Source organism: Pseudomonas extremorientalis, from assembly GCF_001870465.1.
Lineage (GTDB): Bacteria > Pseudomonadota > Gammaproteobacteria > Pseudomonadales > Pseudomonadaceae > Aquipseudomonas > Aquipseudomonas extremorientalis.
Genome location: NZ_MDGK01000015.1, coordinates 679,514 through 705,165, shown reverse-complemented (window position 1 = coordinate 705,165; position 25,652 = coordinate 679,514). Strand labels below are relative to the sequence as shown.

The 25,652-nt window shown below is 60.5% G+C and carries 27 protein-coding genes; 14 read left to right on the top strand and 13 right to left on the bottom strand.

Going from position 1 to position 25,652, the window contains the following annotated elements:
- Positions 1-2: 2 nt before the first annotated feature.
- The 3 genes from ubiG to BFN10_RS07035 all read left to right on the top strand — a co-directional run bounded on the left by ubiG (position 3) and on the right by BFN10_RS07035 (position 2,302).
- Complete coding sequence (gene ubiG, locus BFN10_RS07045) at positions 3-701, top strand: bifunctional 2-polyprenyl-6-hydroxyphenol methylase/3-demethylubiquinol 3-O-methyltransferase UbiG (protein ID WP_071489061.1); 699 nt, start codon at positions 3-5, stop codon at positions 699-701.
- Positions 702-705: 4 nt separating this feature from the next.
- A complete protein-coding gene (gene mupP / locus BFN10_RS07040; RefSeq protein WP_071489060.1) occupies positions 706-1,377 on the top strand; it encodes an N-acetylmuramic acid 6-phosphate phosphatase MupP in 672 nt (223 codons plus the stop codon).
- Between the two features lie 184 nt (positions 1,378-1,561).
- Positions 1,562-2,302 carry a YciK family oxidoreductase gene (locus BFN10_RS07035; protein ID WP_071489059.1) on the top strand — a complete coding sequence of 247 codons (741 nt, stop codon included), beginning with the start codon at positions 1,562-1,564 and terminating at the stop codon, positions 2,300-2,302.
- Positions 2,303-2,430: 128 nt separating this feature from the next.
- Here the strand turns inward: BFN10_RS07035 and BFN10_RS07030 are convergent, their stop codons facing one another.
- The 6 genes from BFN10_RS07030 to BFN10_RS07005 are packed head-to-tail and all read right to left on the bottom strand — an operon-like array spanning position 2,431 to position 8,594.
- On the bottom strand, positions 2,431-3,945 hold the full coding sequence (locus BFN10_RS07030; protein ID WP_071489058.1) for an ABC transporter substrate-binding protein: 1,515 nt from the start codon (positions 3,943-3,945) through the stop codon (positions 2,431-2,433).
- A gap of 35 nt (positions 3,946-3,980) precedes the next feature.
- Positions 3,981-4,952, bottom strand: a complete 972-nt coding sequence (locus BFN10_RS07025; protein ID WP_071489057.1) for an ABC transporter ATP-binding protein — start codon at positions 4,950-4,952, stop codon at positions 3,981-3,983.
- Positions 4,949-5,905, bottom strand: a complete 957-nt coding sequence (locus BFN10_RS07020; protein WP_071489056.1) for an ABC transporter ATP-binding protein — start codon at positions 5,903-5,905, stop codon at positions 4,949-4,951. Before BFN10_RS07020 ends, BFN10_RS07025 begins: the two co-directional genes overlap by 4 nt.
- Positions 5,902-6,759, bottom strand: a complete 858-nt coding sequence (locus BFN10_RS07015) for an ABC transporter permease (protein WP_071489055.1) — start codon at positions 6,757-6,759, stop codon at positions 5,902-5,904. Before BFN10_RS07015 ends, BFN10_RS07020 begins: the two co-directional genes overlap by 4 nt.
- Entirely contained in the window at positions 6,756-7,703 is a 948-nt protein-coding gene (locus tag BFN10_RS07010; protein WP_071489054.1) for an ABC transporter permease, read from the bottom strand. Before BFN10_RS07010 ends, BFN10_RS07015 begins: the two co-directional genes overlap by 4 nt.
- A 3-nt stretch (positions 7,704-7,706) precedes the next feature.
- Positions 7,707-8,594: a proline iminopeptidase-family hydrolase gene (locus tag BFN10_RS07005; RefSeq protein WP_071489053.1), complete on the bottom strand. Its 888-nt coding sequence runs from the start codon at positions 8,592-8,594 to the stop codon at positions 7,707-7,709.
- Positions 8,595-8,776: 182 nt separating this feature from the next.
- Between BFN10_RS07005 and BFN10_RS07000 the strand changes: the two genes are divergently transcribed.
- Together BFN10_RS07000 and BFN10_RS06995 are read left to right on the top strand one after the other, a co-directional pair.
- Positions 8,777-9,541, top strand: coding sequence for a LuxR family transcriptional regulator (locus BFN10_RS07000; protein WP_071489052.1), 765 nt, complete (start codon positions 8,777-8,779; stop codon positions 9,539-9,541).
- A 92-nt stretch (positions 9,542-9,633) separates the two neighbouring features.
- Positions 9,634-10,566, top strand: coding sequence for a proline iminopeptidase-family hydrolase (locus BFN10_RS06995; RefSeq protein WP_071489051.1), 933 nt, complete (start codon positions 9,634-9,636; stop codon positions 10,564-10,566).
- 115 nt (positions 10,567-10,681) lie between these two features.
- Here BFN10_RS06995 and BFN10_RS06990 read toward each other — a convergent pair whose 3' ends face one another.
- Positions 10,682-12,184 (bottom strand): nucleobase:cation symporter-2 family protein, encoded by a 1,503-nt coding sequence (locus BFN10_RS06990; protein ID WP_071489108.1) that lies wholly within the window; start codon positions 12,182-12,184, stop codon positions 10,682-10,684.
- A 158-nt stretch (positions 12,185-12,342) separates the two neighbouring features.
- Between BFN10_RS06990 and BFN10_RS06985 the strand changes: the two genes are divergently transcribed.
- Positions 12,343-13,176: a nucleoside-binding protein gene (locus tag BFN10_RS06985; protein ID WP_071489050.1), complete on the top strand. Its 834-nt coding sequence runs from the start codon at positions 12,343-12,345 to the stop codon at positions 13,174-13,176.
- Here BFN10_RS06985 and punC read toward each other — a convergent pair.
- Positions 13,173-14,357, bottom strand: a complete 1,185-nt coding sequence (gene punC / locus BFN10_RS06980) for a purine nucleoside transporter PunC (RefSeq protein WP_071489049.1) — start codon at positions 14,355-14,357, stop codon at positions 13,173-13,175. The genes BFN10_RS06985 and punC overlap by 4 nt on opposite strands.
- A gap of 122 nt (positions 14,358-14,479) precedes the next feature.
- Here punC and punR point away from each other — a divergent pair, with 122 nt between their 5' ends.
- A complete protein-coding gene (gene punR, locus BFN10_RS06975) occupies positions 14,480-15,403 on the top strand; it encodes a DNA-binding transcriptional activator PunR (RefSeq protein WP_071489048.1) in 924 nt (307 codons plus the stop codon).
- Here the strand turns inward: punR and BFN10_RS06970 are convergent.
- Positions 15,375-16,553: an aspartate aminotransferase family protein gene (locus tag BFN10_RS06970; protein WP_071489047.1), complete on the bottom strand. Its 1,179-nt coding sequence runs from the start codon at positions 16,551-16,553 to the stop codon at positions 15,375-15,377. The two genes, punR and BFN10_RS06970, sit on opposite strands and share 29 nt — an antisense overlap.
- Before the next feature lie 101 nt (positions 16,554-16,654).
- Here BFN10_RS06970 and BFN10_RS06965 point away from each other — a divergent pair, with 101 nt between their 5' ends.
- Positions 16,655-17,560 carry a LysR family transcriptional regulator gene (locus BFN10_RS06965; protein WP_071489046.1) on the top strand — a complete coding sequence of 302 codons (906 nt, stop codon included), beginning with the start codon at positions 16,655-16,657 and terminating at the stop codon, positions 17,558-17,560.
- Here the strand turns inward: BFN10_RS06965 and BFN10_RS06960 are convergent.
- Entirely contained in the window at positions 17,557-18,180 is a 624-nt protein-coding gene (locus BFN10_RS06960) for an HAD family hydrolase (RefSeq protein ID WP_071489045.1), read from the bottom strand. The genes BFN10_RS06965 and BFN10_RS06960 overlap by 4 nt on opposite strands.
- Positions 18,181-18,475: 295 nt before the next feature.
- On the opposite strand from BFN10_RS06960, the gene BFN10_RS06955 reads away from it, so the two are divergent.
- On the top strand, positions 18,476-19,699 hold the full coding sequence (locus BFN10_RS06955) for an anthrax toxin-like adenylyl cyclase domain-containing protein (RefSeq protein WP_071489044.1): 1,224 nt from the start codon (positions 18,476-18,478) through the stop codon (positions 19,697-19,699).
- A 69-nt stretch (positions 19,700-19,768) separates the two neighbouring features.
- On the opposite strand, the gene fabV is transcribed toward BFN10_RS06955, so the two are convergent.
- Complete coding sequence (gene fabV, locus BFN10_RS06950; protein ID WP_071489043.1) at positions 19,769-20,962, bottom strand: enoyl-ACP reductase FabV; 1,194 nt, start codon at positions 20,960-20,962, stop codon at positions 19,769-19,771.
- Between the two features lie 310 nt (positions 20,963-21,272).
- On the opposite strand from fabV, the gene BFN10_RS06945 reads away from it, so the two are divergent.
- Both BFN10_RS06945 and ppnN read left to right on the top strand, forming a co-directional pair.
- Positions 21,273-22,097 (top strand): aspartyl/asparaginyl beta-hydroxylase domain-containing protein, encoded by an 825-nt coding sequence (locus BFN10_RS06945; RefSeq protein ID WP_071489107.1) that lies wholly within the window; start codon positions 21,273-21,275, stop codon positions 22,095-22,097.
- 150 nt (positions 22,098-22,247) lie between these two features.
- Positions 22,248-23,621, top strand: coding sequence for a nucleotide 5'-monophosphate nucleosidase PpnN (gene ppnN / locus BFN10_RS06940; RefSeq protein ID WP_038850372.1), 1,374 nt, complete (start codon positions 22,248-22,250; stop codon positions 23,619-23,621).
- A 1-nt stretch (position 23,622) separates the two neighbouring features.
- On the opposite strand, the gene BFN10_RS06935 is transcribed toward ppnN, so the two are convergent.
- Complete coding sequence (locus BFN10_RS06935) at positions 23,623-24,015, bottom strand: RidA family protein (RefSeq protein ID WP_071489042.1); 393 nt, start codon at positions 24,013-24,015, stop codon at positions 23,623-23,625.
- Positions 24,016-24,160: 145 nt separating this feature from the next.
- On the opposite strand from BFN10_RS06935, the gene BFN10_RS06930 reads away from it, so the two are divergent.
- The 3 genes from BFN10_RS06930 (at position 24,161) to BFN10_RS06920 (ending at position 25,256) form a co-directional block, all read left to right on the top strand.
- A complete protein-coding gene (locus tag BFN10_RS06930; protein ID WP_071489041.1) occupies positions 24,161-24,418 on the top strand; it encodes an AbrB/MazE/SpoVT family DNA-binding domain-containing protein in 258 nt (85 codons plus the stop codon).
- Complete coding sequence (locus BFN10_RS06925; RefSeq protein WP_071489040.1) at positions 24,415-24,810, top strand: PIN domain-containing protein; 396 nt, start codon at positions 24,415-24,417, stop codon at positions 24,808-24,810. Before BFN10_RS06930 ends, BFN10_RS06925 begins: the two co-directional genes overlap by 4 nt.
- A gap of 71 nt (positions 24,811-24,881) precedes the next feature.
- Positions 24,882-25,256, top strand: coding sequence for a hypothetical protein (locus tag BFN10_RS06920; RefSeq protein WP_231999483.1), 375 nt, complete (start codon positions 24,882-24,884; stop codon positions 25,254-25,256).
- Positions 25,257-25,281: 25 nt separating this feature from the next.
- Here the strand turns inward: BFN10_RS06920 and BFN10_RS06915 are convergent, their stop codons facing one another.
- Positions 25,282-25,611, bottom strand: coding sequence for a YXWGXW repeat-containing protein (locus BFN10_RS06915; RefSeq protein ID WP_071489038.1), 330 nt, complete (start codon positions 25,609-25,611; stop codon positions 25,282-25,284).
- Positions 25,612-25,652 lie beyond the last annotated feature (41 nt).

Below are 25,652 nucleotides of genomic sequence, written 5' to 3'. Positions count from 1 at the left end.
CCATGAGCAACGTCGACCACGCCGAAATCGCCAAATTCGAAGCCCTGGCTCACCGCTGGTGGGACCGCGAAAGCGAGTTCAAGCCTTTGCACGACATCAACCCGCTGCGGGTCAACTGGATTGACGAACGCGTCAACCTGGCCGGCAAAAAAGTACTGGACGTCGGTTGCGGCGGCGGCATCCTCAGCGAAGCCATGGCCCAACGCGGCGCGACCGTGATGGGTATCGACATGGGCGAAGCGCCCTTGGCCGTTGCCCAATTGCATCAACTGGAGTCCGGGGTGAGCGTGGAATACCGCCAGATCACCGCCGAAGCCCTGGCCGAAGAGATGCCCGAGCAGTTCGACGTGGTCACCTGCCTGGAAATGCTGGAACACGTTCCCGACCCGTCCTCGGTGATCAGCGCCTGCTTCCGCATGGTCAAGCCCGGCGGCCAGGTGTTCTTCTCCACCATCAACCGCAACCCCAAGGCTTACCTGTTCGCGATCATCGGCGCCGAATACATCATGAAGCTGCTGCCGCGCGGCACCCATGACTTCAAGAAATTCATCCGTCCGTCCGAGCTGGGTGCGTGGAGCCGCCAGGCCGGGCTGACCGTCAAGGACATCATCGGCCTGACCTACAACCCGCTGACCAAGCACTACAAGCTGGCCAACGATGTAGACGTCAACTACATGATCCAGACCCTGCGCGAGGAGTGAGCCTGTGAAGTTGCGAGCGGTTCTCTTCGATATGGACGGTACCCTGCTGGATACCGCGCCGGACTTCATCGCGATCTGCCAGGCGATGCGCGCCGATCGCGACCTGCCGCCGATCAACCCCCAGCACATCCGCGATGAAATCTCCGGCGGTGCGCGGGCAATGGTTGCGGTGACCTTCTCGATGGACCCGGAATCCCCAGGCTTCGAAGAACTGCGCCAGGAATTCCTCGAGCGCTACCTCAAGGGCTGCGCGGTCCACAGCAAGTTGTTCGACGGCATGGCGGAGTTGCTCGAAGACATCGAGAAGGCCAAGCTGATCTGGGGCGTGGTCACCAACAAGCCCCTGCGTTTTGCCGAGCCGATCATGCAGCAACTCGGCCTGGCCGAACGCTCGGCACTGCTGATCTGCCCGGACCACGTGAAAAACAGCAAGCCGGACCCGGAGCCGATGATCCTGGCCTGCAAGATGCTCGGCCTGGACCCGGCCAGCGTGCTGTTCGTGGGCGATGACCTGCGCGACATCGAGTCCGGCCGCGACGCCGGCACCCGCACGGCGGCGGTCACTTATGGCTACATCCACCCGGACGACAACCCACGCCATTGGGGTGCCGATGTGGTGGTGGATCACCCGCTGGAACTGCGCAAGGTGCTGGATAACGCACTGTGCAGTTGCTGATTACTCAACGCCCCCACCCTCTATGAAGATCCAATGTGGGAGGGGCTTGCGCCCGATAGCGGTGTGCCAGCCCGCACCTCTATGACTGATAGGCCCTCATCGGGGGCAAGCCCCCTCCCACAGGGGATCTTCAGTGTTTTCAGAGTTGGGGTTCATAAGCTGCTGAATTTTATCGAGGCTATTTATGTTTGATTACTCCGCGCGTCCAGACCTGCTCAAAGGCCGAATCATCCTGGTGACCGGCGCCGGTCGCGGGATTGGCGCGGCGGCGGCGAAAACCTACGCCGCCCACGGCGCTACCGTGCTGTTGTTGGGCAAGACCGAAGCCAACCTTGCCCAGGTATATGACGAGATCGAAGCCGCAGGCCAACCACAGCCGGTGGTGATCCCCTTCAACCTGGAGACCGCCCTGCCCCATCAATACGATGAGCTGGCGGCGATGATCGAAAAAGAATTCGGCCACCTCGACGGCCTGCTGCACAACGCCTCGATCATCGGCCCGCGTACGCCGCTCGAACAGTTGTCCGGCGAGAACTTCATGCGGGTGATGCACGTGAACGTCAACGCGATGTTCATGCTGACCAGTACTTTGTTGCCGCTGCTCAAGCTGTCGAAGGATGCCTCGGTGGTGTTCACCTCCAGCAGCGTCGGCCGCAAGGGTCGGGCTTACTGGGGCGCTTATGGCGTGTCGAAGTTTGCGACCGAAGGCTTGATGCAAACCTTGGCCGATGAGCTTGAGGATGTGGCAGCAGTACGCTCCAACAGCATCAACCCAGGTGGCACGCGCACCAGCATGCGCGCCCAGGCGTATCCAGGGGAAAACCCGATGGAACGGCCTGCTCCGGAAGAAATCATGCCGGTGTACCTGTACCTGATGGGGCCGGACAGTGCCGGCATCAACGGCCAGGCGTTCGACGCGCAATAACCGGCACATTGTAAAACCAAATGTGGGAGGGGGCTTGCCCCCGATTGCAGTGGATCAGTCAACAGATACAGTGACTGTCCCACCGCTATCGGGGGCAAGCCCCCTCCCACATTTTTCAGCAGTGTGGTTTAGTTTTTCACCACTTCTTCAAGGGTGAAGCGGCCCAATGGGTTCTGCAGGAAGTTGCTCACATTCTTGCGTGAGATGTTGATGTAAGGGCTGTAGTACAAGTCGATCCAGTTCACATCCTGTTTCGCCAGTTTCTGCAATTCCACATACATCTGCTCACGCTTGACCGGGTCGGCCTCGATCCGTGCCTGGGCCACCAGGTCCTTGACCTTGTCGTTCCTGTAGCGGGTCATGTAGTTCTGGTTGGTGTCGTGGCCCAGCACGAAGGTGGTCTTCTGGTCCGGGTCGAGGATGTCGTTGGTCCAGTACATCACCGAAATATCGTACTCACCGTCCACCAGCATCTGCCAGCTCTGGGTCGGATCGACCTTTTGCAGGTTGGCGGTTACGCCGACCTTGGCTAACTGGTCCTTGATGATCACCGCAATCTGCTCGTCGGCTTCGTTGCCGGCGTTGACCACGTAGTTGAGCTTCAAGTCCTTCGCACCGGCCTGCTCCAGCAGCTTCCTGGCGGCGGTGGGGTCATACGGGCGCTGCAGGTTGTTGGCGTAGTGGTACAGCGAGCCCTTTGGAATGTAGGAATAGGCCACAGTGCCCTGACCGTAGGTGGCGGTCTTCACCAGCGATTGTTTGTCGATGGCCATGTCCAGCGCCTGGCGCACTTCCAGCTTGGCCAGCAACCCGTGGGCGTGGTTGATCAGCAGGTGATCTTCACGGGTGGACGGGTCGGCGTGGATCACCACGTTCTTGTCTTTCTTCAGCTCTTCAACCCGCGAGAACGGTACGAAGATCGCCGTGTCCAGCTCATTGTTCTGCACCATGCGCATGCGCGTGTTGTCGTCGGTAACGGAGACCCACTCCACGCCATCCAGGCTCACGTTCCTGGCCTGCCAGAAGTTCGGGTTCTTCTTCAGGATCACCCGATCGCCCTTGCGCCACTCGTCTACGGTAAACGCGCCGGACGTCACCGGGTTTTCCGAGTAGGCGTCTTCGCCCATCTTGGTCATGGCTTTTTCCGACAGGATCGACACCGTCGGCGACGCCAGTTGCGAGAGGAAGGCGACGGCCGGGGTTTTCAGCGTGACCACCAGGGTTTTCGGGTCCGATGCCTTGGCCGTGTTGATCAAGTTGAACGGATCAGCCCACAGCGAAGCCTTGTTGTCGCGGATACGCAGCAGGCTGAATGCCGCATCGTCGGCGGTAATGGTCGAGCCATCGGAGAACTTCGCGTCACGCAGTTTGAAGGTGTAAGTCAGGCCGTCCTTGGAGATATCCCAGCTTTCGGCCAGGCCCGGCTCCATCTTGGTGCCCAGGTTGTCCACGCGTACCAGGGTGTCGTAGACGTTGGCGAAGACCCAGGTGTCGCGGTTTTGCGCGCTTTTGATCGGGTCGAACGTGGTGCTGTCTTCACGGCAGCCGATGGTCAGGACACCGGCGGCCTGGGCGAAACCGGCGGTCAGCGACCAGGCGGTCAGTGTGGCGGCGGCGAGCAACTTCAAGTGGCGCGATTGCATGTCATAACTCCTTGTTCATGAATGGCAGGGATGGGTCAAAGCAAAGGTTCTTCAAGCACGCAACTGTACCGATGCTCGTGCAGGAAATGGGTCGGCGGCAACACCACGGAACACAGGGTGCGGGCATGCCGGCAACGCGGGTGAAAGGCGCAGCCTGTGGGCAGATTCAGTGGGCTCGGTGGTTCACCCGGCAAGGGTTCTGTCGGCAATGGCCGATGCGGATCGATCTCGGGAATCGCCTGGATCAACGCCGCCGTGTACGGATGACGTGGCGCCGTGAAGACCGCCTCCACCGGTCCTTCCTCGACGATCTTGCCCAGGTACATCACCGCCACGCGGTCACACAATCGGCGCACGATGGCCAGGTCATGGGCGATAAACAGGATCGCCAGGTTCATGCGCTGTTGCAGTTCCAGCAGCAGGTTGATGATCTGGCCCTGGATCGACACATCCAGCGCCGCCACGCACTCGTCGGCGATGATCAGGCGTGGCTCAACCGCCAGCGCCCGGGCAATGCCGACGCGCTGGCACTGGCCACCGCTGAGGGCGGCGGGTTTGCGGCTGGCGAGTTCGGGGCGCAGGCCGACCAGGTCGAGCAGTTCATTCACACGAGCTGCAACCTGCTCTGGCGCGACTTTGCGCTGCACGCGCAGCACTTCGGCAATGGTTTCGCCGATGGTGTGGCGCGGGTTCAACGCAGCGTACGGGTCCTGGAAGATCATTGCGGTTTCATGCCGCAGACGAGTGATGTCGATGGCGCTGCCATGGGCCATGTCGATGCCGTCAAACAACACCTGGCCGGCGCTGATCGGGTTGAGGTGCAGGATGGCGCGGCCCAGGGTGCTTTTGCCGCTGCCAGACTCACCCACCAGCCCCAGGGTTTCACCCGCCGCCAGGTTCAGCGACACGCCGTTCACTGCCCTCACCCACTGCTTGTTCAACCCGAACACGCCGGTGCCGGACGCGGCAAACTTCACCTCAAGGTCCTTGATCTGCAACAGGCTCATGGCTGCGCTCCCAACGGGTAATGACAGGCGACCCGAGCACCTTCCGGCAAGACCTCGGTGCACAACGCGCCAACCTGCGGGCAACGCGGGTTGAACCGGCAACCGGCGGGTAATGCATCCAGCAACGGCGGCCGCCCGGGGATCGTGCGCAGCAAGGCGTGACCGCTGCTGTGGGCGGGCTGGCAATCGATCAGGCCGGCGGTGTAGGGATGCTGCGGTCGATCCAGCAAGTCGTATTTGCTGCCGTGCTCGCACAGCCGCCCGGCGTACATCACGGCGATGGAATCACAGGTTTGCGCCACCACGCCGAGATCATGGGTAATCATGATGATCGACAGGCCGCGCTGGTCGCGCAATTCCAGCAACAACCGCAGGATTTGCGCCTGCACCGTCACATCCAGGGCGGTGGTGGGTTCGTCGGCGATCAGCACTTTAGGGTTGCAGCCCAGCGCCACGGCGATCATTGCACGCTGGCGCATGCCGCCGGAAAACTCGTGGGGGTAGTTGTCGACCCGCGCCTGGGGATCGGGGATGCCAACCTGGCGCAACACGTCGATGGCCTGCAATCGCGCGTCTTTTTTCGACGCGCCTTGATGCAGGCGGATACCCTCGGCAATCTGCTCGCCGATACGCATCAGCGGATCAAGGTGGCTGCTGGGGTTCTGGAAAATCATGCCCAGTTGGCCGCCACGCACGGCGCGCATGCCAGCGTCATCCAATGCCAACAGGTCCTGGCCGGCCAGCCGCACCGAGCCGCCTTGCACGCGCAGGCTGGGCGATGGCAGCAGGCGCATCAGGCCACGGCAGGCCATGGTCTTGCCTGAGCCGCTTTCCCCTACCAGGCCGAGGATTTCGCCTTCGGCCAGATCGAACGACACCCGATCGACCAGGGTTACATCGCGCCCCGCATTGTTGGCGATGACACTGAGGTCGCGCACTTGCAGCAGACTCATGAGCGGTCCCCCAACACTTGCGCCACGCCATCGGCCAGCAGGCTGAAGCCCATGGCCAGGGTCACGATGGCCAGCCCCGGAAAGGTGCAGATCCACCAGGCCGTGGTGATAAAGGCCTGCCCCTCGGCCACCATGGTGCCCCACTCGGCGGTCGGCGGTTGCACGCCCAGGCCCAGATAGCTCACGGCGGCGCCATTGAGCAGCACCAGCACCGCGTCAGACATGGAAAACACAATCGAGCCGAACATCGCATTGGGCAGCAGATGCCGGAACAGAATGCGCCCGTGGCCAAAGCCCAGGCTCTTGGCGGCCAGGGCAAACTCGCTTTCCTTGAGCACCAGGATCTGCGAGCGGATCAGCCGCGCATACGACACCCAGCCCACCAGCGCCATGGCGATGTAGAAACTCTTCAGGCCCGGCCCGAGGATGGCCATGATCGCGAGCATCAGCACCAGGAAGGGAAACGCCAGGATCACGTCGATCACGCGCATGCAAACGCTGTCGAAGCGCCCGCCGATATAGCCCGAGACCGCACCGATGAAGGTGCCGATCATGAAAGGGAAGATCACCCCGACAATGGCCAGTTGCAGGTCGATGCGAGCGCCCCAGATCACCCTCGAAAGAATGTCTCTTCCGTAGTTATCCGTGCCAAACGGATGTATAAGGCTTGGAGCGAGTAAACTGAAATCAGGGTTCTGCGCAATCGGGTCATACGGTGCAATCCACGGCGCAAACAGCGCAAGCGCCAGCCACACCAGCAGGATCGCCAGGCCCCACGCCGCCGTCAGCCGACCATTGCGCAAACCGAAACGCAGGCGCAAGCGCCACGGGGCAATCAACGGGCGGCTGCTCATTGCATCTTCACCCGTGGGTCGAGGGCCACCGTCACCACGTCAGCGATGAAGTTGACCACCACCGTCGCGCAGGCCAGCACCATGGCCACGCCCTGCACCACCATGTAATCGCGGGTGAAAATGCCGCGCACCAGCAATTGGCCTATACCGGGAATGGCGAACAGGCTTTCGATCACCACCGTGCCGCTGATCAGCCAGCCGATGTTCACCGCCAGCAGGTTGACCGCCGGCAACAGGGAATTTGGCAACACATGCCGACGAAAAACGGCGGTTTCCGACAGCCCACGGGCGCGGGCCGCGGTCACGTGATCGGCCTGCAACTCCATCAGCATGCTCGCCCGCAAGTTGCGCACCAGCACCGCCGATAACGCCAGGGCAATCGTCAGGCACGGCAGCACCATGTGATGCGCCTTGTCCAGCCAGGTGCGGCCGTAGCCGGACACCGGAAACAAGCCCCACTGCACACTCAGCAACAGGATCAGCATCAAGCCCAGCCAGAACGCCGGCATGCCCAGGCCAACCGTGGTGAACACGCGGATCAGGTTGTCCGCCCAGCCGCCCTTGTTGCGTGCGGCCCAGGTCGCCAGCGGCACCGCGATCAGCAGCGCCAGCACCACGCTGCCCAGTACCAGCACCAGGGTGGGCTCGATGCGCGTGACAATCAGCTTGAGGGCGTCGACCTTGTACAGCAGCGATTGGCCGAGGTCGCCCTTGAGCAGGTTTTTCAGGAAGTAGAAGTATTGCTGCCACAACGGCTGGTCGAGGCCGTACTGGGCGCGAATCTTCAGCAAGGCATCCGGCGTGCTGCGCGAGCCCAGCAAGGCGCGCGCCGGGTCGCCAGGGATCGAGCGCACCAGCACAAAGGTGATCAGGCTGATGCCAAACAGCACCGGCAGCAACTGCAGCGGCCGGGACAGCACAAAACGGTAGCGCGCCAGGTTCATCCGTCAGCCTCGGTGACGCGAGAGGAAGTCCAGCAGCACCGGGAAATATGCCTGGGGCTCTTCATAAAACGGCATATGGCTGCTGTTGGGGAAAACATGCAATTCGGCGTGCCGGGCCGCCATTTTCATGCGCATGGCGCAGGCCGGGGTGAGTTCGTCGTGCTGGCCGGTGGTGATCAGGATCGGCATCTTGAACGCGGCCATCTCGGGGAGGCGGTTCCAGTCCTTGAGGTTGCCGATGTAGAGGAATTCGTTGGGACCCTGCATGGTTTCGTAAGGGCCCATGTTCCAGTCGTCGAGAGAGCGTCTGACCGGTGCAGGCCACTCGTCCAGCCGGCACACGTGGCGGTAGTTGAGCAAGGTAATCGCGGCCTGGTACTGCGGGTGGTCGAGGGTACCCATGGCTTCGTGACGTTGCATCATGGCCACGGTTTCGCTGCCGAGGGCGCCGCGCAGGCGCTCCAGTTCCTGGGACAGGTGCGGAATGTCGCCCACGGTGTTTTCGAGGATCAGGCTTTTCAGCGCGTCGGGGTAATGGATCGCGTATTCGATGCCGAGCCAGCCGCCCCAGGAATGCCCGAGCAAATGCACGCGGCCCAGGCCCAGGGCCTGGCGCACGGTTTCGACTTCTTCGACATAACGGCGGATTTCCCACAGCGAAACATCGGTGGGTCTGGCTGATGCGCCCGTGCCAAGCTGGTCGAATGCAACCACTCGCAGGTTATGCTCCTTGAGCCAGCCATGGGCGTCGCGCAAGTAGTCACACGGCAGGCCCGGCCCGCCGTTGAGGCACAGCAGCACCTCATCGCCTTCGCCGAAGCTGTAGACCACGAGGTTATGGCCATCGACTTGCACGTTGTACTGCTGGTCGGGGGCAATTTCACGCCACATGCATACATTCCTTGTGTTGTATCGGCCTGGCAGGTAGCGGCCGTTGATCGGCCAACACTACCGAGGATGCCGCGCGTCCATAACCTAGTATTTCTTATAGGTTTGGCCTGGCAGTCCTTCGCCGGGGCGTGGCATTCTACTTGCCGCAAGTCGAGATTCAAATGAAATCGGGAGCAGAACGGATGCTGGCCAAGCTGACTGCCTTAAATCACCGTCTGATGCCGGGCAGGAGCCTGGACGAGCAGATGGACAACACCTTTATCCTTGCCCAACAGTTGGGCTTCGACGCCTTGGTGTACGACTACACCCCGGTGCCGATCGACCAGGATGGCGCATTGATCACCCCCTCGGTGCTGCAACTACGCAACACCCCGGCCGACTGGCATGCCTTGTGGTGCAGCGAAGGGTTCTACCAGATCGATCCGGTGCAACACCTGGCTCTGAGCCGGGTGTCGCCGTTCGTGTGGTCCTACGACGTCAAGGCCGACACCCCCCTGCAAAAGATCATCGATCCCTGCCACGCGCCGGTTTCATCCTACCTGCATGACCAGCAATTGACCTGCGGCGTCAGCGTGCCGATCCACCTGCCCCGTGGCGGCTTCGCCTCGCTGACCGGCCTGCGCACCGGCAACGCCCGCAGCGTGTTGAAGGATGCGCAGCAGACCTTGTCGGACTTCAGCCTGATTTCCCATGCCTTGCAGGAAGCGGCCTACCCATTGTTCAGCAAAGAGCTGCGCACTTACCCGCATATCCACCTGACCAAACGCGAACGTGAGTGCCTCAAATGGGCCGCCGAAGGCCTGACTGCGGCCGAAATTGCCACGCAATTGAGCCGTTCGCTGGCGGTGGTCACCCTGCACCTGGCCTCGGCCATGCACAAACTGGGGGCCAAGAACCGCGTGCAGGCGGTAGTGCGCGCCACCCATTACCGGCTGCTGGAAGACTGACACCCCGGCAAAACCTAGCTGTTTTGCTAGTTACCTAAATTTCTGCCACGCATTATCGTGTCCCTGATCCTTTTTTCAGAGCAGGGTACGAAATGGAATTCATCGAAAAAATCCGCGAAGGGTATGCGGCGTTTGGCGCCTACCAAACCTGGTACCGCGTCACCGGTGACTTGTCGAGCGGTCGCACGCCCCTGGTGGTTATCCACGGCGGCCCCGGATGCACCCATGATTATGTTGACGCGTTCAAGGACGTCGCCGCCAGTGGTCACGCGGTGATCCACTACGACCAGTTGGGCAACGGCCGCTCCACCCATCTGCCCGACAAAGACCCGTCCTTCTGGACCGTGGGCCTGTTCCTCGAAGAACTCAACAACCTGCTGGACCACCTGCAGATCAGCGATAACTACGCGATCCTCGGCCAGTCCTGGGGCGGCATGCTCGGCAGTGAGCACGCGATCCTGCAACCCAAGGGCCTGCGCGCGTTCATCCCGGCCAACTCGCCGACCTGCATGCGCACCTGGGTCAGCGAAGCCAACCGCCTGCGCAAATTGTTGCCTGAAGGCGTGCATGAAACCCTGCTCAAGCACGAAGCCGTCGGCAACTACCAGGACCCGGAATACCTTGCCGCGTCGCGGGTGTTCTATGACCATCACGTATGCCGGGTCATCCCGTGGCCCGAGGAAGTGGCGCGCACCTTCGCCGCGGTCGATGCAGACCCGACGGTGTACCACGCCATGAGCGGCCCGACCGAATTCCATGTGATCGGCAGCTTGAAAGACTGGAAATCCACTGGCCGCCTGTCGGCGATCAACGTACCGACGCTGGTGATCTCGGGGCGCCACGACGAGGCCACGCCGCTGGTGGTCAAGCCGTTCCTGGACGAAATTGCGGATGTGCGCTGGGCGCTGTTTGAAGACTCCAGCCACATGCCCCATGTGGAAGAACGCCAGGCGTGCATGGGGACTGTGGTGAAGTTTCTGGATGAGGTGTGTTCGGCACAATACAAAGTGCTCAAGGCCGGCTGAATGCTCAAGCTGGATGCATTCCAATTGTGGGAGGGGGCTTGCCCCCGATAGCGGTGTGTCAGGCGCCAATCACTCAGTTGATCCACCGTCATCGGGGGCAAGCCCCCTCCCACATTCAGGCCTCGCTAGCCTCGGGTTTGGTGACCTTCCTAGGCACTTCCGCCACCAACGGGATCTCCCTGCCCTCGGCATCAAACAACTTGCCGCCCTTGAAGTAATCCCCATCGCGCAGTTCCGACACATCGCGAAAGCACAAGCTGCGTTCGGTCCCCGCCACGAAAACCGACTGCTGGTCCGAATTGCCGGCGGTGAAATGGTTGAACGCCAGGTTCAGCAGGATCGCCATGATTGCCGACGAGCTGATCCCCGAGTGGAAAATGGTCGCGAACCAGCTCGGGAAGTGGTCGTAGAAGCTCGGTGCCGCAATCGGGATCATGCCAAAACCGATGGACGTGGCCACGATGATCAGGTTCATGTTGTTGCGGTAATCCACCTTGGACAAGGTGCGGATACCACTGGCCGCCACGGTGCCAAACAGCACAACCCCGGCCCCGCCCAGCACTGAAGTGGGCACCGCCGCGATGACCCGGCCCATGAAGGGCAACAAGCCGAGGATCACCAGGAACAGCCCGCCCGTGGCCACCACGAAGCGGCTCTTGACCCCGGTCACCGCCACCAGCCCGACGTTCTGGGCGAAGGCGCTCTGGGTGAACGAACCGAAGATCGGCGCGAACATACTCGACAGCATATCGGCACGCAGGCCGTTGCCCAGACGCTTGGAATCGACTTTGGTGTCGATGATTTCACCCACCGCCAGAATATCCGCCGAGGTCTCGACCAGGGTCACCATCACCACGATGCACATGGAAATGATCGCGGCCACATGGAAGGTGGGCATGCCGAAATGGAAGGGTGTGGGGAAACCGAACATCGGCCCCTGGGTCACGCCGGAGAAGTCGGCCATGCCGAGGAACACCGCAATCACGGTGCCGATCACCATCGCCAGCAGGATCGACAAGCGCGAGATGGTCGCGCTGCCTATCTTGCTCAACAGCAACACCAGCACCAGGGTCAACGCCGCCAGGCCGATATTGGACATGCTGCCGAAATCGGCGGCGCGGCTGTTGCCGCCCATGGCCCAGCGCGCGGCAACGGGCATCAGGGTCAAGCCGATGGTGGTGATCACAATGCCCGTTACCAACGGCGGGAAAAACTTGGTGATCCGCGAGAACACCGGGGTTATCAATAATCCGATAAAAGACGCGGCCATTACCGCGCCAAGAATCGCCGGCACACCACCGGCGCCATCACTGCCGACAATCGCCACCATGGTTGCCACACCGGCGAACGACACGCCCTGCACCAGCGGCAACTGACAACCAAAAAACGGCAGGCCCAGGGTCTGCAACAGCGTGGCCAGGCCACCGGCGAACAACGACGCGGCGATCAGCAGGCCGATATCCGCCGGCGACAAACCCGCCGCCTGGCCGACGATCAACGGTACCGCGACGATGCCGCCGTACATGGTGAGCACATGTTGCAGGCCGTAAGCCATGTTGGCGGCGACGCCGAGATTCTCATCTTCTGGCCGCTGCGGTGACGCCTTCGGGATAGTCATGGTGAGGGGTTCTCTGTTTTTGTTGTGCGGCCACTGTATGCAATGTTTGGACTGGATGTCCATAGAGTTGTATACAATCAATCGAACAAGTTACCCTCCGTCGGCGTTACAAAAACAATCCGGCCGTGATGAGCCAGAACGCCAAAGGACCCATAACAATGAAAAAGGCACTACAGGGCGCAACCGTCGCACTCACCCTCCTCGGCGGCGGGGAGGCCGTCGCGGTGGAATGGATGAACAACAGCGTAGGGTTTCGCTACGGCCAGCAGTTCACCAACCCGAACAACCCCGACGAATTCAGCAAGCGCATCTACAGTTTTACCCACGCCAGCGGCTACCGGTACGGCAGCAATTTCCTCAACCTCGATGTGTTCCTGTCCGACAGCCGCGACCCGCGCAAGGGTACGGATCATGGCGGGAGCGAGGTGTATGCGGTGTACCGTCACCAGTTGTATGCATCGCGGGTGTTCGATGTGCCGCTGGGCACTGGCCTGGTCAAGGATTACGCGCTGACGTTGGGGTTCGATGCCAACCGCAACAACAACTTCGCCTCAGCCAGGAAGCGCGCCCTGGTGATCGGCCCGACCTTGAAGTTCAACACCGTCGGCGTGCTGGACCTGAGCCTGCTGTACTACAAGGAAAAGAACCACACCGGCATCCCCGGCGCGCAGGAGTCGAACCACACGTTCGACGATACCTACATGCTCAACCTGACGTGGATGCGCCCGTTCGAGATTGCCAATCATGCGGCGAAATTCCAGGGTTTCATCAATTATGTCGGGGAAAAAGGCGAGGACTATCACGGTCGCGACACCGCGCCGGAAGCCCTGATGCGCACCGCGCTGATGGTGGCAGTGCGACCGGGCAAAAGCGTCAAGCCGAACCTGTACCTGGGGGTGGGTTACGAGTATTGGCATAACAAATTCGGCGTGGATGGCGGCCGGGGTAGCCGCACATCGACGCCGACAGTGAACCTGGAAGTGACGTTCTAGGCGGCTGCCAGCTCCGAATCCTTGGCCTTGGGCCGCGCCAGCCAGTACCCCAGCACGGCCAACGGCGCAGTCGCCAGCATCACAATCACGGTAATCAGCAGTGGCTGGTCAATCATTGACGACACCAGCAGGCTGCTGAGAAAGCACAGGCCCAATTGCAGCGTATTTTGCAGCGCCGCCGCCTTGCCGGAGTTTTGCGCAAACGGCATCAGCGCGTTCGCCACGACGATGGGGTAACTGGCACCGTTGCACAGCGCCATCAGGCAGAACGGAATCAGCAAGGTGGTAAGGCTCGGCACGGTCAAGGTCGCGACCAGGTACAACGCCACCATGCTGATGCAATACGCCAGCAGCAGCCACGGCAACAGCGTCTTGCCCTGGAAGTGTTGCAAGGCGCTGCGGCAGCTGTAGCCGCCGACCAGAAACGCCAAGGTCGGCAGCACGTAGCTCAGGCCGATGTCATTCGGACTGTAGCCCATGCCGCCCAGGATGAAGGGCGACGCCGTCAGCCAGGCGAAGAAACTGGCCGAGCACGCGGCAAAAATCATGACATTGCCGGTAAACACGCGAGACGTCAGTAACTGTCCATAACCCAGTCGCGAAGGTTCGCCCTTCGCGGCCTGACGTTTCTGCGCAGTACGCAGGAACAACGTCGGCAACAACAGCAACAACGACACACCCAGCAATACGCCGAAGATCGCCTGCCAGCCGAAGTGACTCAGCACCATCGCGCCCAACAGCGGCGCTAAAGCCGGTGACAACGACATCAGCGGCATGATGCTGGCGAACACGCGATGGGCCTTGTCGGCCGGGTAGCGGTCGATCACCAGGGCTTGCCAACTGACGGCGGCGGCGCATACGCCAATGGCTTGGATAAAACGCAATGCCAGCAACTGAGGCGCCGTTTCGACCCAGAACATGCCCGCACAACCGAGCACAAACAGGCTCAGCCCGGCGAGCAGGATCGGCTTGCGCCCCAGGCGGTCGGACAACGGCCCCCATAACAACTGCCCGACCGCAAAGCCGGCGAGGAAAATGCTCAAGCTGGCGCCTACTGCACCGGCGCCAATCTGCAAGTGCTCGCCCATGGCGCCGAACGCCGGTAAATACATGTCCATGGCGAGGTAACCGAGCATGCTCAGCCCCGCCAGATACCCAGTGAAACCAAAAGAATTTTTCATTGAAGCCTTGTTGATCCTGCCATCAAACTATTTGCTGACTGGCGCCCATTATGAAGCTGACAGTTTTGGTGTGAAGCGATAATAATTGGATACTCTTATCAATAAATTTGAAGGCAATCGCCATGTGGTCCGAATATTCGCTGGACGTTGTCGATGCAGTCGCGCGTCATGGCAGCTTCAGCGCAGCTGCCCAGGAACTGCACCGGGTGCCGTCGGCCATCAGCTATACGGTGCGTCAGATCGAGGAATGGCTGGCAGTGCCGTTGTTTGTGCGGCGCCACCGGGACGTCGAGCTGACGCCGGCCGGCCGGCTGTTTATCGACGAAGCCCGTGGCGTGATGAAAAAAATGCTCGGCACCCGACGCCTTTGCCAGCAAGTGGCCAACGGCTGGAGTGGCCAGTTGAAGGTGGCGGTGGATTCCATCGTCAAACCCCAGCGCTGCCGGCAGTTGGTCATTGATTTCTACCGGCAGTTTCCCGAGGTCGAGCTGTTGCTGGAATACGAGGTGTACAACGGCGTGTGGGATGCCCTGGCGGATGAGCGCACCGACATCGTGATCGGCGCCACCAGCGCGGTGCCGGTGGCCAGCCGCTTCACCTTTCGCGACATGGGGTTGTTGAATTGGCTGTGTGTGGTCAGTGCGCGCCACCCGTTGGCCAGCGTCGAAGGCTTGCTGAGTGACGATCAACTGCGCCCCTTCGCCTCGTTGTGCATGACCGATACATCGCGCAACCTGCCCAAACGCGACACCTGGACCCTGGATAACCAGCGTCGGCTGGTGGTGCCGAACTGGTCATCGGCCCTCGATTGCTTGCGTGATGGCCTGTGCGTCGGCATGGCGCCGGCGCATCAGGTGCTGCCGTGGATCGAGCGCGGGGAATTAGTGGCGCTGCAATTGAGCCGGCCGTTTCCTGCCAGCCCGTCGTGTGTGGCCTGGGCACAGGACAGGCTGTCCCCGGCCATGGCCTGGCTGCTGGAGTATCTGGGCGATACCGAAACCCTGAACCAGGAATGGCTCAACGGGCCTGATCCAGTAGCCGGGTAATGGCCCGCACGATCATCTCGACCTCCTTGGCAGCCAGGGTCAGCGGCGGCAGCAGCCGAATGACCTTGCCCCGCGTCACGTTGATCAGCAGGCCGTGTTCCTGGGCCGCGCGCTGGGCCAGGTCACGATAAGGGCTCGCCAGTTCGATCCCGATCATCAACCCCTGCCCACGAATCGCCAGGACGTGCGGGTGCTCACCCAGTTCCACCCGCAACCGCGCCAGCAAGCGCTCGCCCTGTAGCGCCGCGTTCTGCAGCAAACCTTGTTCTTCGATAATGTCCAGCACGGTGCACCCCACGCGACACGCCAACGGGTTGCCGCCGAAGGTGCTGCCATGGCTGCCCGGCGTAAACAACTGGGCCACACCGGCCCGCGCCAGGCAGGCGCCGATGGGTACGCCGTTGCCGAGGCCCTTGGCCAGGGTCATCACGTCCGGGACGATGCCTTCATGCTGGAAGGCAAACCAGGCGCCGGTGCGCCCAATGCCGGTCTGGATTTCATCGAGCATCATCAACCAGCCATGGCGGGTGCAGTGATCACGCAGGGCTTTCAGGTAGCCCGGTGGTGCCGGCAGTACGCCGCTTTCACCCTGGATCGGTTCCAGCAGGACCGCTGCGATCCGCGCGCCAAACGTCTGGGTGATTGCCTCAAGCGCAGCCAGATCGCCAAAGCCCACCTTGAGAAAGTCCCCCGGCAAGCGCTGGAAACCCAGGCGTACCGACGGCCCGTCACTGGCAGCCATGGTGCCGAGCGTACGGCCGTGAAAAGCATTTTCCATCACCACCACCAACGGTTCTTCAATGCCTTTTTTCCAGCCATGCAGCCGCGCCAGTTTCAGCGCTGTTTCGTTGGCCTCGGCACCGGAGTTGTTGAAGAAGGCCCGGTCGAGGCCAGACAGTTGAGTCAGGCGTTGGGCCAGCCGTTGTTGCCAGTCGATGCTGTAGAGGTTGGAGGTATGCAACAACAAGCCAGCCTGCTCGCTGATGGCCGTCACCAACCTGGGGTGCGAATGGCCGACATTGGTCACCGCCACACCGGCCACCGCATCCAGGTATTCACGGCCCTGCTGGTCCCACAGGCGCGTGCCCAGGCCGCGGGTAAAGCTCAGCGCCAGGGGTTGGTAAGTGGTCATCAAGCAGGCGGCGGTCATGGTGCGGCTCCAGTGCATCGTTGTGATGGCTTCAGTATCGTTAGCCACCTGAGCTGGATAAACTGCACATTTCTGCAATGACTTTAAACCAGGGCTTGATAATGGATCTGTTCCAGGCAATGTCGGTGTACGTGAAGGTGGTCGAGACTGGCAGCATGACCGCCGCAGCCCAAGCCTGCGGGATGTCGACCACCATGGTCGGCAACCACTTGCGCGCGCTGGAACAACGCCTTGGCGTCAGCCTGCTCAAGCGCACCACGCGCAAACAGAGCCTCACGGAATTCGGCGGGCAGTATTACCAGCGCTGCCTGGAAGTGCTGGGCTTGGTGGCCGACTCCGAGCAACTGGCCGAACAAGCCCATAGCGATGTCCCCAAGGGCACCCTGCGCATCACCGCGCCCCCCGTATTCGGCACCGAACGCCTTACACCGGCCTTGAGCGAATTTTCCCGGCGCTATCCGCTGATCAACCTGTACGTGGTGTTGAGCAATGAGCGGATGGACTTGGTTGACAGCGGCTTCGACGTGGCGATACGTCTTGGCGAACTGGAAACATCGAGCCTGATCGCACGGCCCATGCAGGACTACACCCTCACCCTCTGCGCGTCACCTGCTTACCTGGCGCGACGCGGCACGCCTTCGACACCCGAGGACCTCAGGCAGCATGACTGCCTGGCGTTCGCCTACCCGGCAAATGACAATTGGCGCGACACCGAAAAACTCTGGCGCATGACCGACGATAGCGGCGAGGTGGAAGTACCGGTGTCCGGCTCATTGACCATCAACAGCTCGCAAGGCTTGCGCCAGGCAGCCGTCAACGGCATGGGCATCATCATGCTGGCCGATGCCCTGGTACAACCGGACCTGGAGAGCGGCAAACTGGTGGCCCTGTTGACTACCTATCGACTGCCCAGCCGCCCCATGCATCTGCTCTACGGCCAGGACCGTTATCGCCTGCCCAAGCTGCGCGCCTTCGTGGATTTCGCCATGGAAAAGTGGGCGCGCTAGAAGCCCACGCCCAACTCACGCAACTGCGCTGCCGTGCGCGCGGCAGACACATGGTGAATCCCCTGCCAGCCCAGAGCGATGGCCGCTTCGATATTGCCGGCAACGTCATCGATAAACACCACTTCAGAGGGCTGGATATCCGGCAACTGGGCCCGTACCTGACTGAGGCTGGCGTGGTAGATCGCCGCGTCCGGCTTGATCAGTTTCAACTCGCCGGACACCACGATGTCGCGAAAATACTGCAGGAACGGGTAGTTGGCCCGCGCATAGGGAAACGTCTCGGCAGACCAGTTGGTAAGCCCGAACAACGGTATATCGGCTCGGTGCAACGCTTCGAGGATCGCCACGCCTTCCGGCAACGGCCCTCGCAGCATCTCGTGCCAACGGTCGTAATAGGCTTGAATCAAGCGCTCATGATGCGGGTACTGCTCGATCAGGCTGCGGGTGCCTTCGGCCAGGGAGCGACCGGCGTCCTGCTCGGTGTTCCAGGCCTGGGTGCAGATGTGGTCGAGAAACCATTGTCGCTCGTGATCATCGGCAATCAGCTTGCGGTACAGGTGCTGCGGGCTCCAATCAAACAGGACACCGCCGAAATCAAAAACCACTGCACGAATTGTCATACGCTCCTCCCAATTAATGTGCTGCATCAGTCTCATACCGGTGACCTGCGTCGGCAAGTAAGCAGGCGTAGGACCGCTCCGATAATTTTCCGGCTCACGCACAACAGGTATCGCTGCAACGCCCATGCATTCAGGCCTGAACCTTCCGTTGCAGATCGGCTTCATACAGCCTGTAGTACTTCTTTCACCCCCCGCGCACAAAATGTCTCTAGTGTCGCGCTGTGTAATCGAGGGAATGCTCTGTTCCGGAAGGAATCATCCAACATGCCGATAAAACATGACTTGGAGCAACTCAATGAGCGACATCATCTCCCCTGTCATTTCACCTTCCGCGCTAAGCCTGCACACACTGCTGGGCGCTCAAGCCACTCAGTCGACCGGCACCGTCCAAGCGGCGAACAGCTCGATCATCGACGCATTTGAACGTGCCAAGGAGCGGACGGGAATAGTACCGAGCCACCTTGTTCCCCTGCAGAACATCGCAGCGGCCACCAATTCCATCATTGGCGTACGCCCTGTAGAAACCGTGGCTACCGGGATGATAGCGGCCGGTCACCCCACCAAGGACTTTCACATCAAAGGAAAAAGTGCCGACTGGGGACCGCAAGCTGGCCTGATCTGTACGAACCAGGCGTTCAGCAAGCTTGAAAAATTCAAGGAGGACGCCCCCGCCAAAGTGACCAGCGCCAATGAGCAAATCCAGGCATGCATTCGCGACGGGCACGCTGTCGCGGTCCCCTTGGAGATCTCGGGCGAGCGTATCGGCGAACTGATAAAACTCGGACACATTGCCCAGTTGGCAACAAGGCCCCACGAAGAAGCACTGCGTTTCAGTGCCCAAGGCCCCAGTCGACAGCAGTATGCATTTGAAGGTAGACGCACATCTGCGTCAGAAGACAGCTACCTCATCACCCATGAGGGAGTACCGGTTGAAGTCCTGGCGAAACACGCCGGTGGCAAGGCGTTGACCGCCGATTATGACCTGCACATGGTGGCGCCTCACATCAGCGATTTTGGCCCTCAGGATAAAATCCCGGTGCCCGATGTGGCGCACAGTGTTTTCACACAACGGATCGACAGCTACAGGCATCGACACTCAATCACTGGCTGTTTTCAGGTGCCCGAAGCGCTGCGTGCAGACTATGAAAGCGCCGCCCGTTTCTATCAAAAGGAAGACCCCGACTTGGGTAACGCCACGTCACGGATAAAGCAGATGATAGCGTTGATCAATCATCGATTGGTCGGTAACGGAGAGCGGGTGGTACACCACAATGCGGACTCCGGCAGCCCGGCGACGGACGTCGACGCTAACTACCCGGCAACCTTCTTTCTGCCAGTCAAACTGGGACGGTTCGATGAAATCTGCATGATCAACGACAGCCAAGACATGGCGGAGCTGGTCAAAACAGCCAAGGACAGCGGCTATCACGTTCCGATGAATCCGCTTTGGGAGAAAGAAATAGTGAGCATCAGGCGTTCTGACTTCGTCAAAGCCCAACAGCGGTTCAACCAAGGCTGAACACGCCAGGGCGTCAACAAAACAGCAGCCTCATAACAGGGTTATGGAGACTGCTGTCGGCCCAGATCGTTACGCCGAGATCAGACCGTTAATCTTCACGGTAGGATTCACGTCAGCCTCGTAGTCCACGCCGTCGACTTCAAAGCCGAACAAACGCAGAAACTCAGCCTTGTAGCCGGCGAAATCGCTGATCTCGTTGACGTTTTCGTCGGTGACCTGGTTCCACAGGGCCGCCACGGCGTCCTGGACTTTCGGTTCCAGTTCGGCCAGGTCGGCACGCAGGCGGCCGTCGGCGTCGAGCTTCGGCTCTTTGCCGTACAGGCTGTCCTTGAACAGGCCATAGACCTGCTCGATGCAACCTTCGTGGGTGCCCTGTTCTTTCATCACTTTGAACAGCAGCGACAGGTACAGCGGCATGATCGGGATAGCGGAGCTGGCCTGGGTGACCACGGCCTTGAGCACCGACACACGGGCGTCGCCCTTGAGCGCGGCGAGGTTGTCGCGCAGGGTCAGGACTTTCTTGTCGAGGTCTTTCTTGGCTTCGCCGATGGAGCCGTTCCAGTAGATGTCCTGGGTCAGCTTCTCGCCAAGGTAGGTAAACGCAGTGGTCTTGGCGCCTTCGGCCAGGACGTCGGCGTCACGCAGGGCGTCGATCCACAGCTGCCAGTCTTCGCCACCCATGACTTTCACGGTGCCGTCGATTTCTTCCTGGGTCGCTGGCTCCAGGGTGGTGTCGACCACAACGCCTTTGTCGGTGTTGATGCCGCGCAGGGTCACGGCCTTGCCGATCGGCTTGAGGGTGGAGTTGTGCACCACGCCTTGCGGGTCGGTACGGCGAGGCGCGGCCAGGCTGTAGACAACCAGGTCGATCTTGCCCAAGTCTTTCTTGATGGTTTCGATGGTCAGGCGCTTGATCTCGTCGGAAAACGCGTCGCCGTTGATGCTCTTGGCGTACAGGCCTTTTTCGACGGCAAACTTCTCGAACGCGGCGCTGTTGTACCAGCCGGCGGAGCTCAGCTTGCCTTCTTCGCCTTCTTTCTCAAAAAACACGCCCAGGGTGTCGGCGCCACAACCAAACGCGGCACTGATGCGCGCGGCCAGGCCGTAGCCGGTGGAAGCACCGAGGACCAGCACCTTTTTCGGGCCGCCTTCGATGACGCCGTGTTGGGTCACGTAGTCGATCTGTTCCTTGACGTTCGCTTCACAGCCAACAGGGTGAGCGGTCACACAGATGAAACCACGAACCCGCGGTTTGATGATCATAAAATTTCTGCCTCTTCCAAGGTGCCGAAGGCCAGTGGTGGCCATTCAACTTCAATCGTACCGGTCTATGACGTCCAAAAAACCGAAGCGTCACGATAGTCGCAAATCTTCCGTTTACAAAATCCAATCCGCTCAACACTACCAGGGTTAAAAACCCTAGTGAGCCTTCACAATTTTGCAATATTTAAAACGCCTACGCGTCGTGGAACGGCTTATGATGGCGCAGCTGTTTCAATATGTTTCAAAACCCCCACCACTCGCGGCCACGGATCCGGACCTGTCGAATGGCGTCCTGCTGGAGCTGAGTTTCATGAAAAAGCCTGCTTTGCGTAAAAAAGCGGTATCGGTCGCCTGGGTATTCGGCGTGCTGCTGATTATGGATATTTTCCCGGAAACCACTTTGGTATTTCTCGGGCTGGTGGTGATCTGCGGCATTTACGACTTCCTGCGCAATGGCCTGTATGACGCGCCCACCGCCAAGAAGTACTTTATTGGCAGTGGACGTAACACGTGGCTGCTGGCGCCGTTCAACACCCTGTTCGATCTGTTGAGCTGGCGTAACCGACACGTTTACCGGATGGACGATCTGCCGCCGGCCTGGCGTGAAGACCTGCAACGGGTGATCGAAAACGCCATGGCTCATAAGGATGAAATCATCGGTTACCTGAACGAACGCATGGCCGAGAAAAAGCGCGGCATGTTGTTTTTCCAGTGGTACGGCCAGCCCATTGAAACGACCCTCGACATTCCGGAACTGCGCAAAAAACTGCCGTTCGTGAAGACCATCGGCGTGTCCGTGTTCAACGAAAACCGCTCGACCTCCTTCCACTTCGGCCCCCTGCGCATGATGTTCCGCGTGCTCTACAACATGGCCCCGGCACCGCATCACGAGGGCGTCTACATCCAGGTCGGCCAGCACAAACACTACTGGCATGACGACCCGCTGTTTATTTTCGATGACACGCTGATGCACGCGTCTTTCAACAAAAACGATGCCAAGCGTTACTGCCTGTTTATCGATATCGTGCGGCCGACCCCGGTGCCCCGGGTGCTCAACGCCGTGATCGCTGGGTTTGCCGGGATGGCCTTTACCCTGCGTCGGGTTTTCTACAAAAACTGGAAGCTGATTCAGTGAGTTCTGCGGCATGATGGTGCTGGACGGTATTTGCGCTGGGCCTTGCGCCTGAGGTAAATAACCGTCTCGTGCGACCGAATTCGGCGCCCATCATTCTCAAGCCATCGCGGCCCCTTGCGGGTGCGGTGGCTGCGCTTTCAAGGAATCAGAATGCCCCAACGTCACGTCATCAATGCCTCCGTCAGCCCCAAGGGCAGCCTCGAAACCCTGTCTCAACGTGAAGTCCAGCAACTGAGCGAAGCCGGTACCGGCAGCATCTACACCCTGTTCCGCCAATGCGCCCTGGCGATCCTCAACACCGGCGCGCACATCGACAACGCCAAGACCATCCTCGACGCCTACAAAGATTTTGAAGTGCGCATTCACCAACAGGACCGCGGCGTGCGCCTTGAACTGCTGAACGCTCCGGCAGACGCCTTTGTCGATGGCGAAATGATCGCCAGCACCCGCGAGATGCTGTTCAGCGCCCTGCGCGATATCGTCTATACCGAGAACGAGTTGGACAGCCAGCGCATCGACCTGAGCAACTCCCAGGGCATCACCGACTACGTGTTCCACCTGCTGCGCAACGCCCGTACGCTGCGCCCGGGTGTCGAACCGAAGATCGTGGTGTGCTGGGGCGGGCACTCGATCAATACCGAAGAATACAAATACACCAAGAAGGTCGGCCACGAACTGGGCCTGCGCAGCCTTGACGTGTGCACCGGTTGCGGCCCTGGCGTGATGAAAGGTCCGATGAAAGGCGCGACCATTTCCCACGCCAAGCAGCGGATTACCGGCGGGCGCTACCTGGGTCTCACCGAGCCAGGCATCATCGCGGCCGAGGCGCCAAACCCAATCGTCAACGAGCTGGTGATTTTGCCGGACATCGAGAAGCGCCTGGAAGCGTTCGTGCGCGTTGGCCACGGCATCATCATCTTCCCGGGCGGTGCCGGTACAGCAGAGGAATTCCTCTACCTGCTGGGCATACTGATGCACCCGGACAACCGTGACCTGCCGTTCCCGGTCATCCTCACCGGGCCGAAACACGCCGCGCCGTACCTGCAACAACTGCACGCATTCGTCGGCGCCACCCTGGGCGAAGCAGCCCAGGCGCACTACCAGATCATCATTGATGATCCGGCGGAAGTGGCACGCCAGATGACTGCCGGCCTCAAGGCGGTGAAGCAGTTCCGCCGCGAGCGCAACGACGCGTTCCATTTCAACTGGCTGTTGAAGATCGACGAAGGCTTCCAGCGCCCGTTCGACCCCACCCACGAAAACATGGCCAGCCTGCAATTGAGCCACGCCCTGCCGCCCCACGAACTCGCCGCCAACCTGCGCCGCGCGTTCTCGGGGATCGTAGCGGGTAACGTGAAGGACAAAGGCATCCGCCTGATCGAACAGAACGGCCCGTATGAGATCCACGGCGACCCGGCCATCATGAAACCGCTGGATGAGTTGCTACAGGCCTTCGTGGCCCAGCACCGCATGAAGTTGCCGGGCGGCGCGGCGTATGTGCCGTGCTACCGCGTGGTGCAATAAGCTAGCGCTGTACCGCCACACATTTGATTTCCACCAGCAGGCCGGGGTGCGCCAGTTCGGACACCCCGATAGTGGTCCAGGCGCAATGCCCACGTGGAAACAGGCGGTTTTTCACCTCACGGAAAACCGCCATGTGCTGGCTCATGTCGACGTGATAAGTGGTCATGTCCACCACATCGTCGAAGGTGCAACCGCCCTCTTCCAGCACCTGCCGCAGATTCTCCCAGGCCGCGACGAATTGCGCCTCGGGGTCCTCGATCACCGCCAATGCAGCCGTACGCCCGACCTGACCGGCGCAGTACAACGTCTTGCCCACTTTGATCGCTGGCACGTAGCCGGCGCGCTCGACGATTGAGTGCATGGAGGGAGGGATGATGAGCTGGCGGTCGGTCATGGCTTGTATCTCTTTAAGCCCGGCAGGCGAGCACAGTTGGGACTAGTGTTTTACCTGTTCCGACTCACCCACACCAGATGAGCACCCTATGGACCGACGGATATTGTCCTCTGTCATTCCTTACCCTAAGGTAAGGAATATCACGATGGAGATCTTCAACATGGCTATCGCTACACTCACCTCAAAAGGCCAAATCACCATTCCTGTCCAGGTCAGGACAGCCCTCGGCCTGGAAACAGGGGATCGGGTTGAATTCGTAGAAATGGAAGATGGGCAGTTTTCCATCATTGCCGCGAGCAAAACGGTGCATGACCTCAAAGGGCTGATCCGCAGCTCCGCCAGGGCCGTCTCCATCGAAGAGATGAACCAAGCCATCGCAACGCAGGGGGCAAAAGCCGGATGATCGGGCTGGATACCAATGTGCTGGTGCGCTACATCACCCAGGATGATCCCGTTCAATCCGCCAAGGCGTCCGATCTGATCGAATCACTGACCACTGCCTCGCCGGGCTTTATCAGCCTGGTTTCCATTGTGGAGTTGGTGTGGGTACTGCAAAGCTGCTACCAGTCGGCCAAAAGTGATGTGGTGATGGTACTGGAGACCCTGCTGCGCACCCGCGAATTGACCGTAGAACATGCCGAGATCATCTGGCAGGCGCTGCGCACGTTTGTGGCGAACAAGGCTGACTTTGCAGACTGCCTGATCGAGCGCTGCGCCCATGCCGCCGGTTGCGAGTACACGGCAACCTTCGACCTCAATGCGATCAAGACCGCAGGCATGAAGCGACTGGGCTGAACCGCAGCATTGCGGCAGCGGGCGGGCTTTGATACAAACCGTTTTTTACCTTGATCGAGAGAAAGACCGACGTGCGCACGTTTCTACTCGCAGCCCTGGCTATGGCGCCCACTCTCGCCCTGGCCGATGCCATCACCTGGCCCGATCTGCCAAAAACCTGCTTCGTCAGCGGCCGCTCCGCCACCAGTGCGGATGTCGACAGCGGTTGCGCCGCCTTCCTGATCAATGTGAAAGGCCAGGCGGCGGGGACGCCGATCAAGTTGGATATTCCCCAATACGCGATGCATATCGACGAAACCACCGGCAAGGAAACCCCGGTGATCCTCATCCAGGCGGAGGAGAACGGCGAGGTCAAGGCCGTGGGCTATCGGGAACTGGGCACCGATCAACTCGGTGCCGCATTGTTGCGAGAGGTTCGGCTGCTGGGTACCCACAAGCCGATCTAACGCTACTGACCAATGAAACCTGGGCTCAGCGAACCCAGCCACCACCCTGCCAGTGATACCCGTCATTACGCTGCACCCAATGCGGATGCACGTAGCGATAGCCTTCGCGTACCGGCTCCCAGTGACCATGTACCGCCACATATCGCCCGCCGTCCCAGCGCCAATAACCACGCGACCATATATAGCCGTAGCGTACGGGTGGCTCGACTTCTATCACCTGCACCGGCGGCGGTTGCGGCGCGATGACTTCCACATACTCATGTTGCACCGGCCTGCGCTCATGCACGACGCGCTCTTGAACACACCCGGATGCCGCGACGACCATGGCCGCCAATGCCCCATAACGTAGCCACATAGAAAAACCCTCGGACGCTGACGCCCAGTACCTGCACCGCT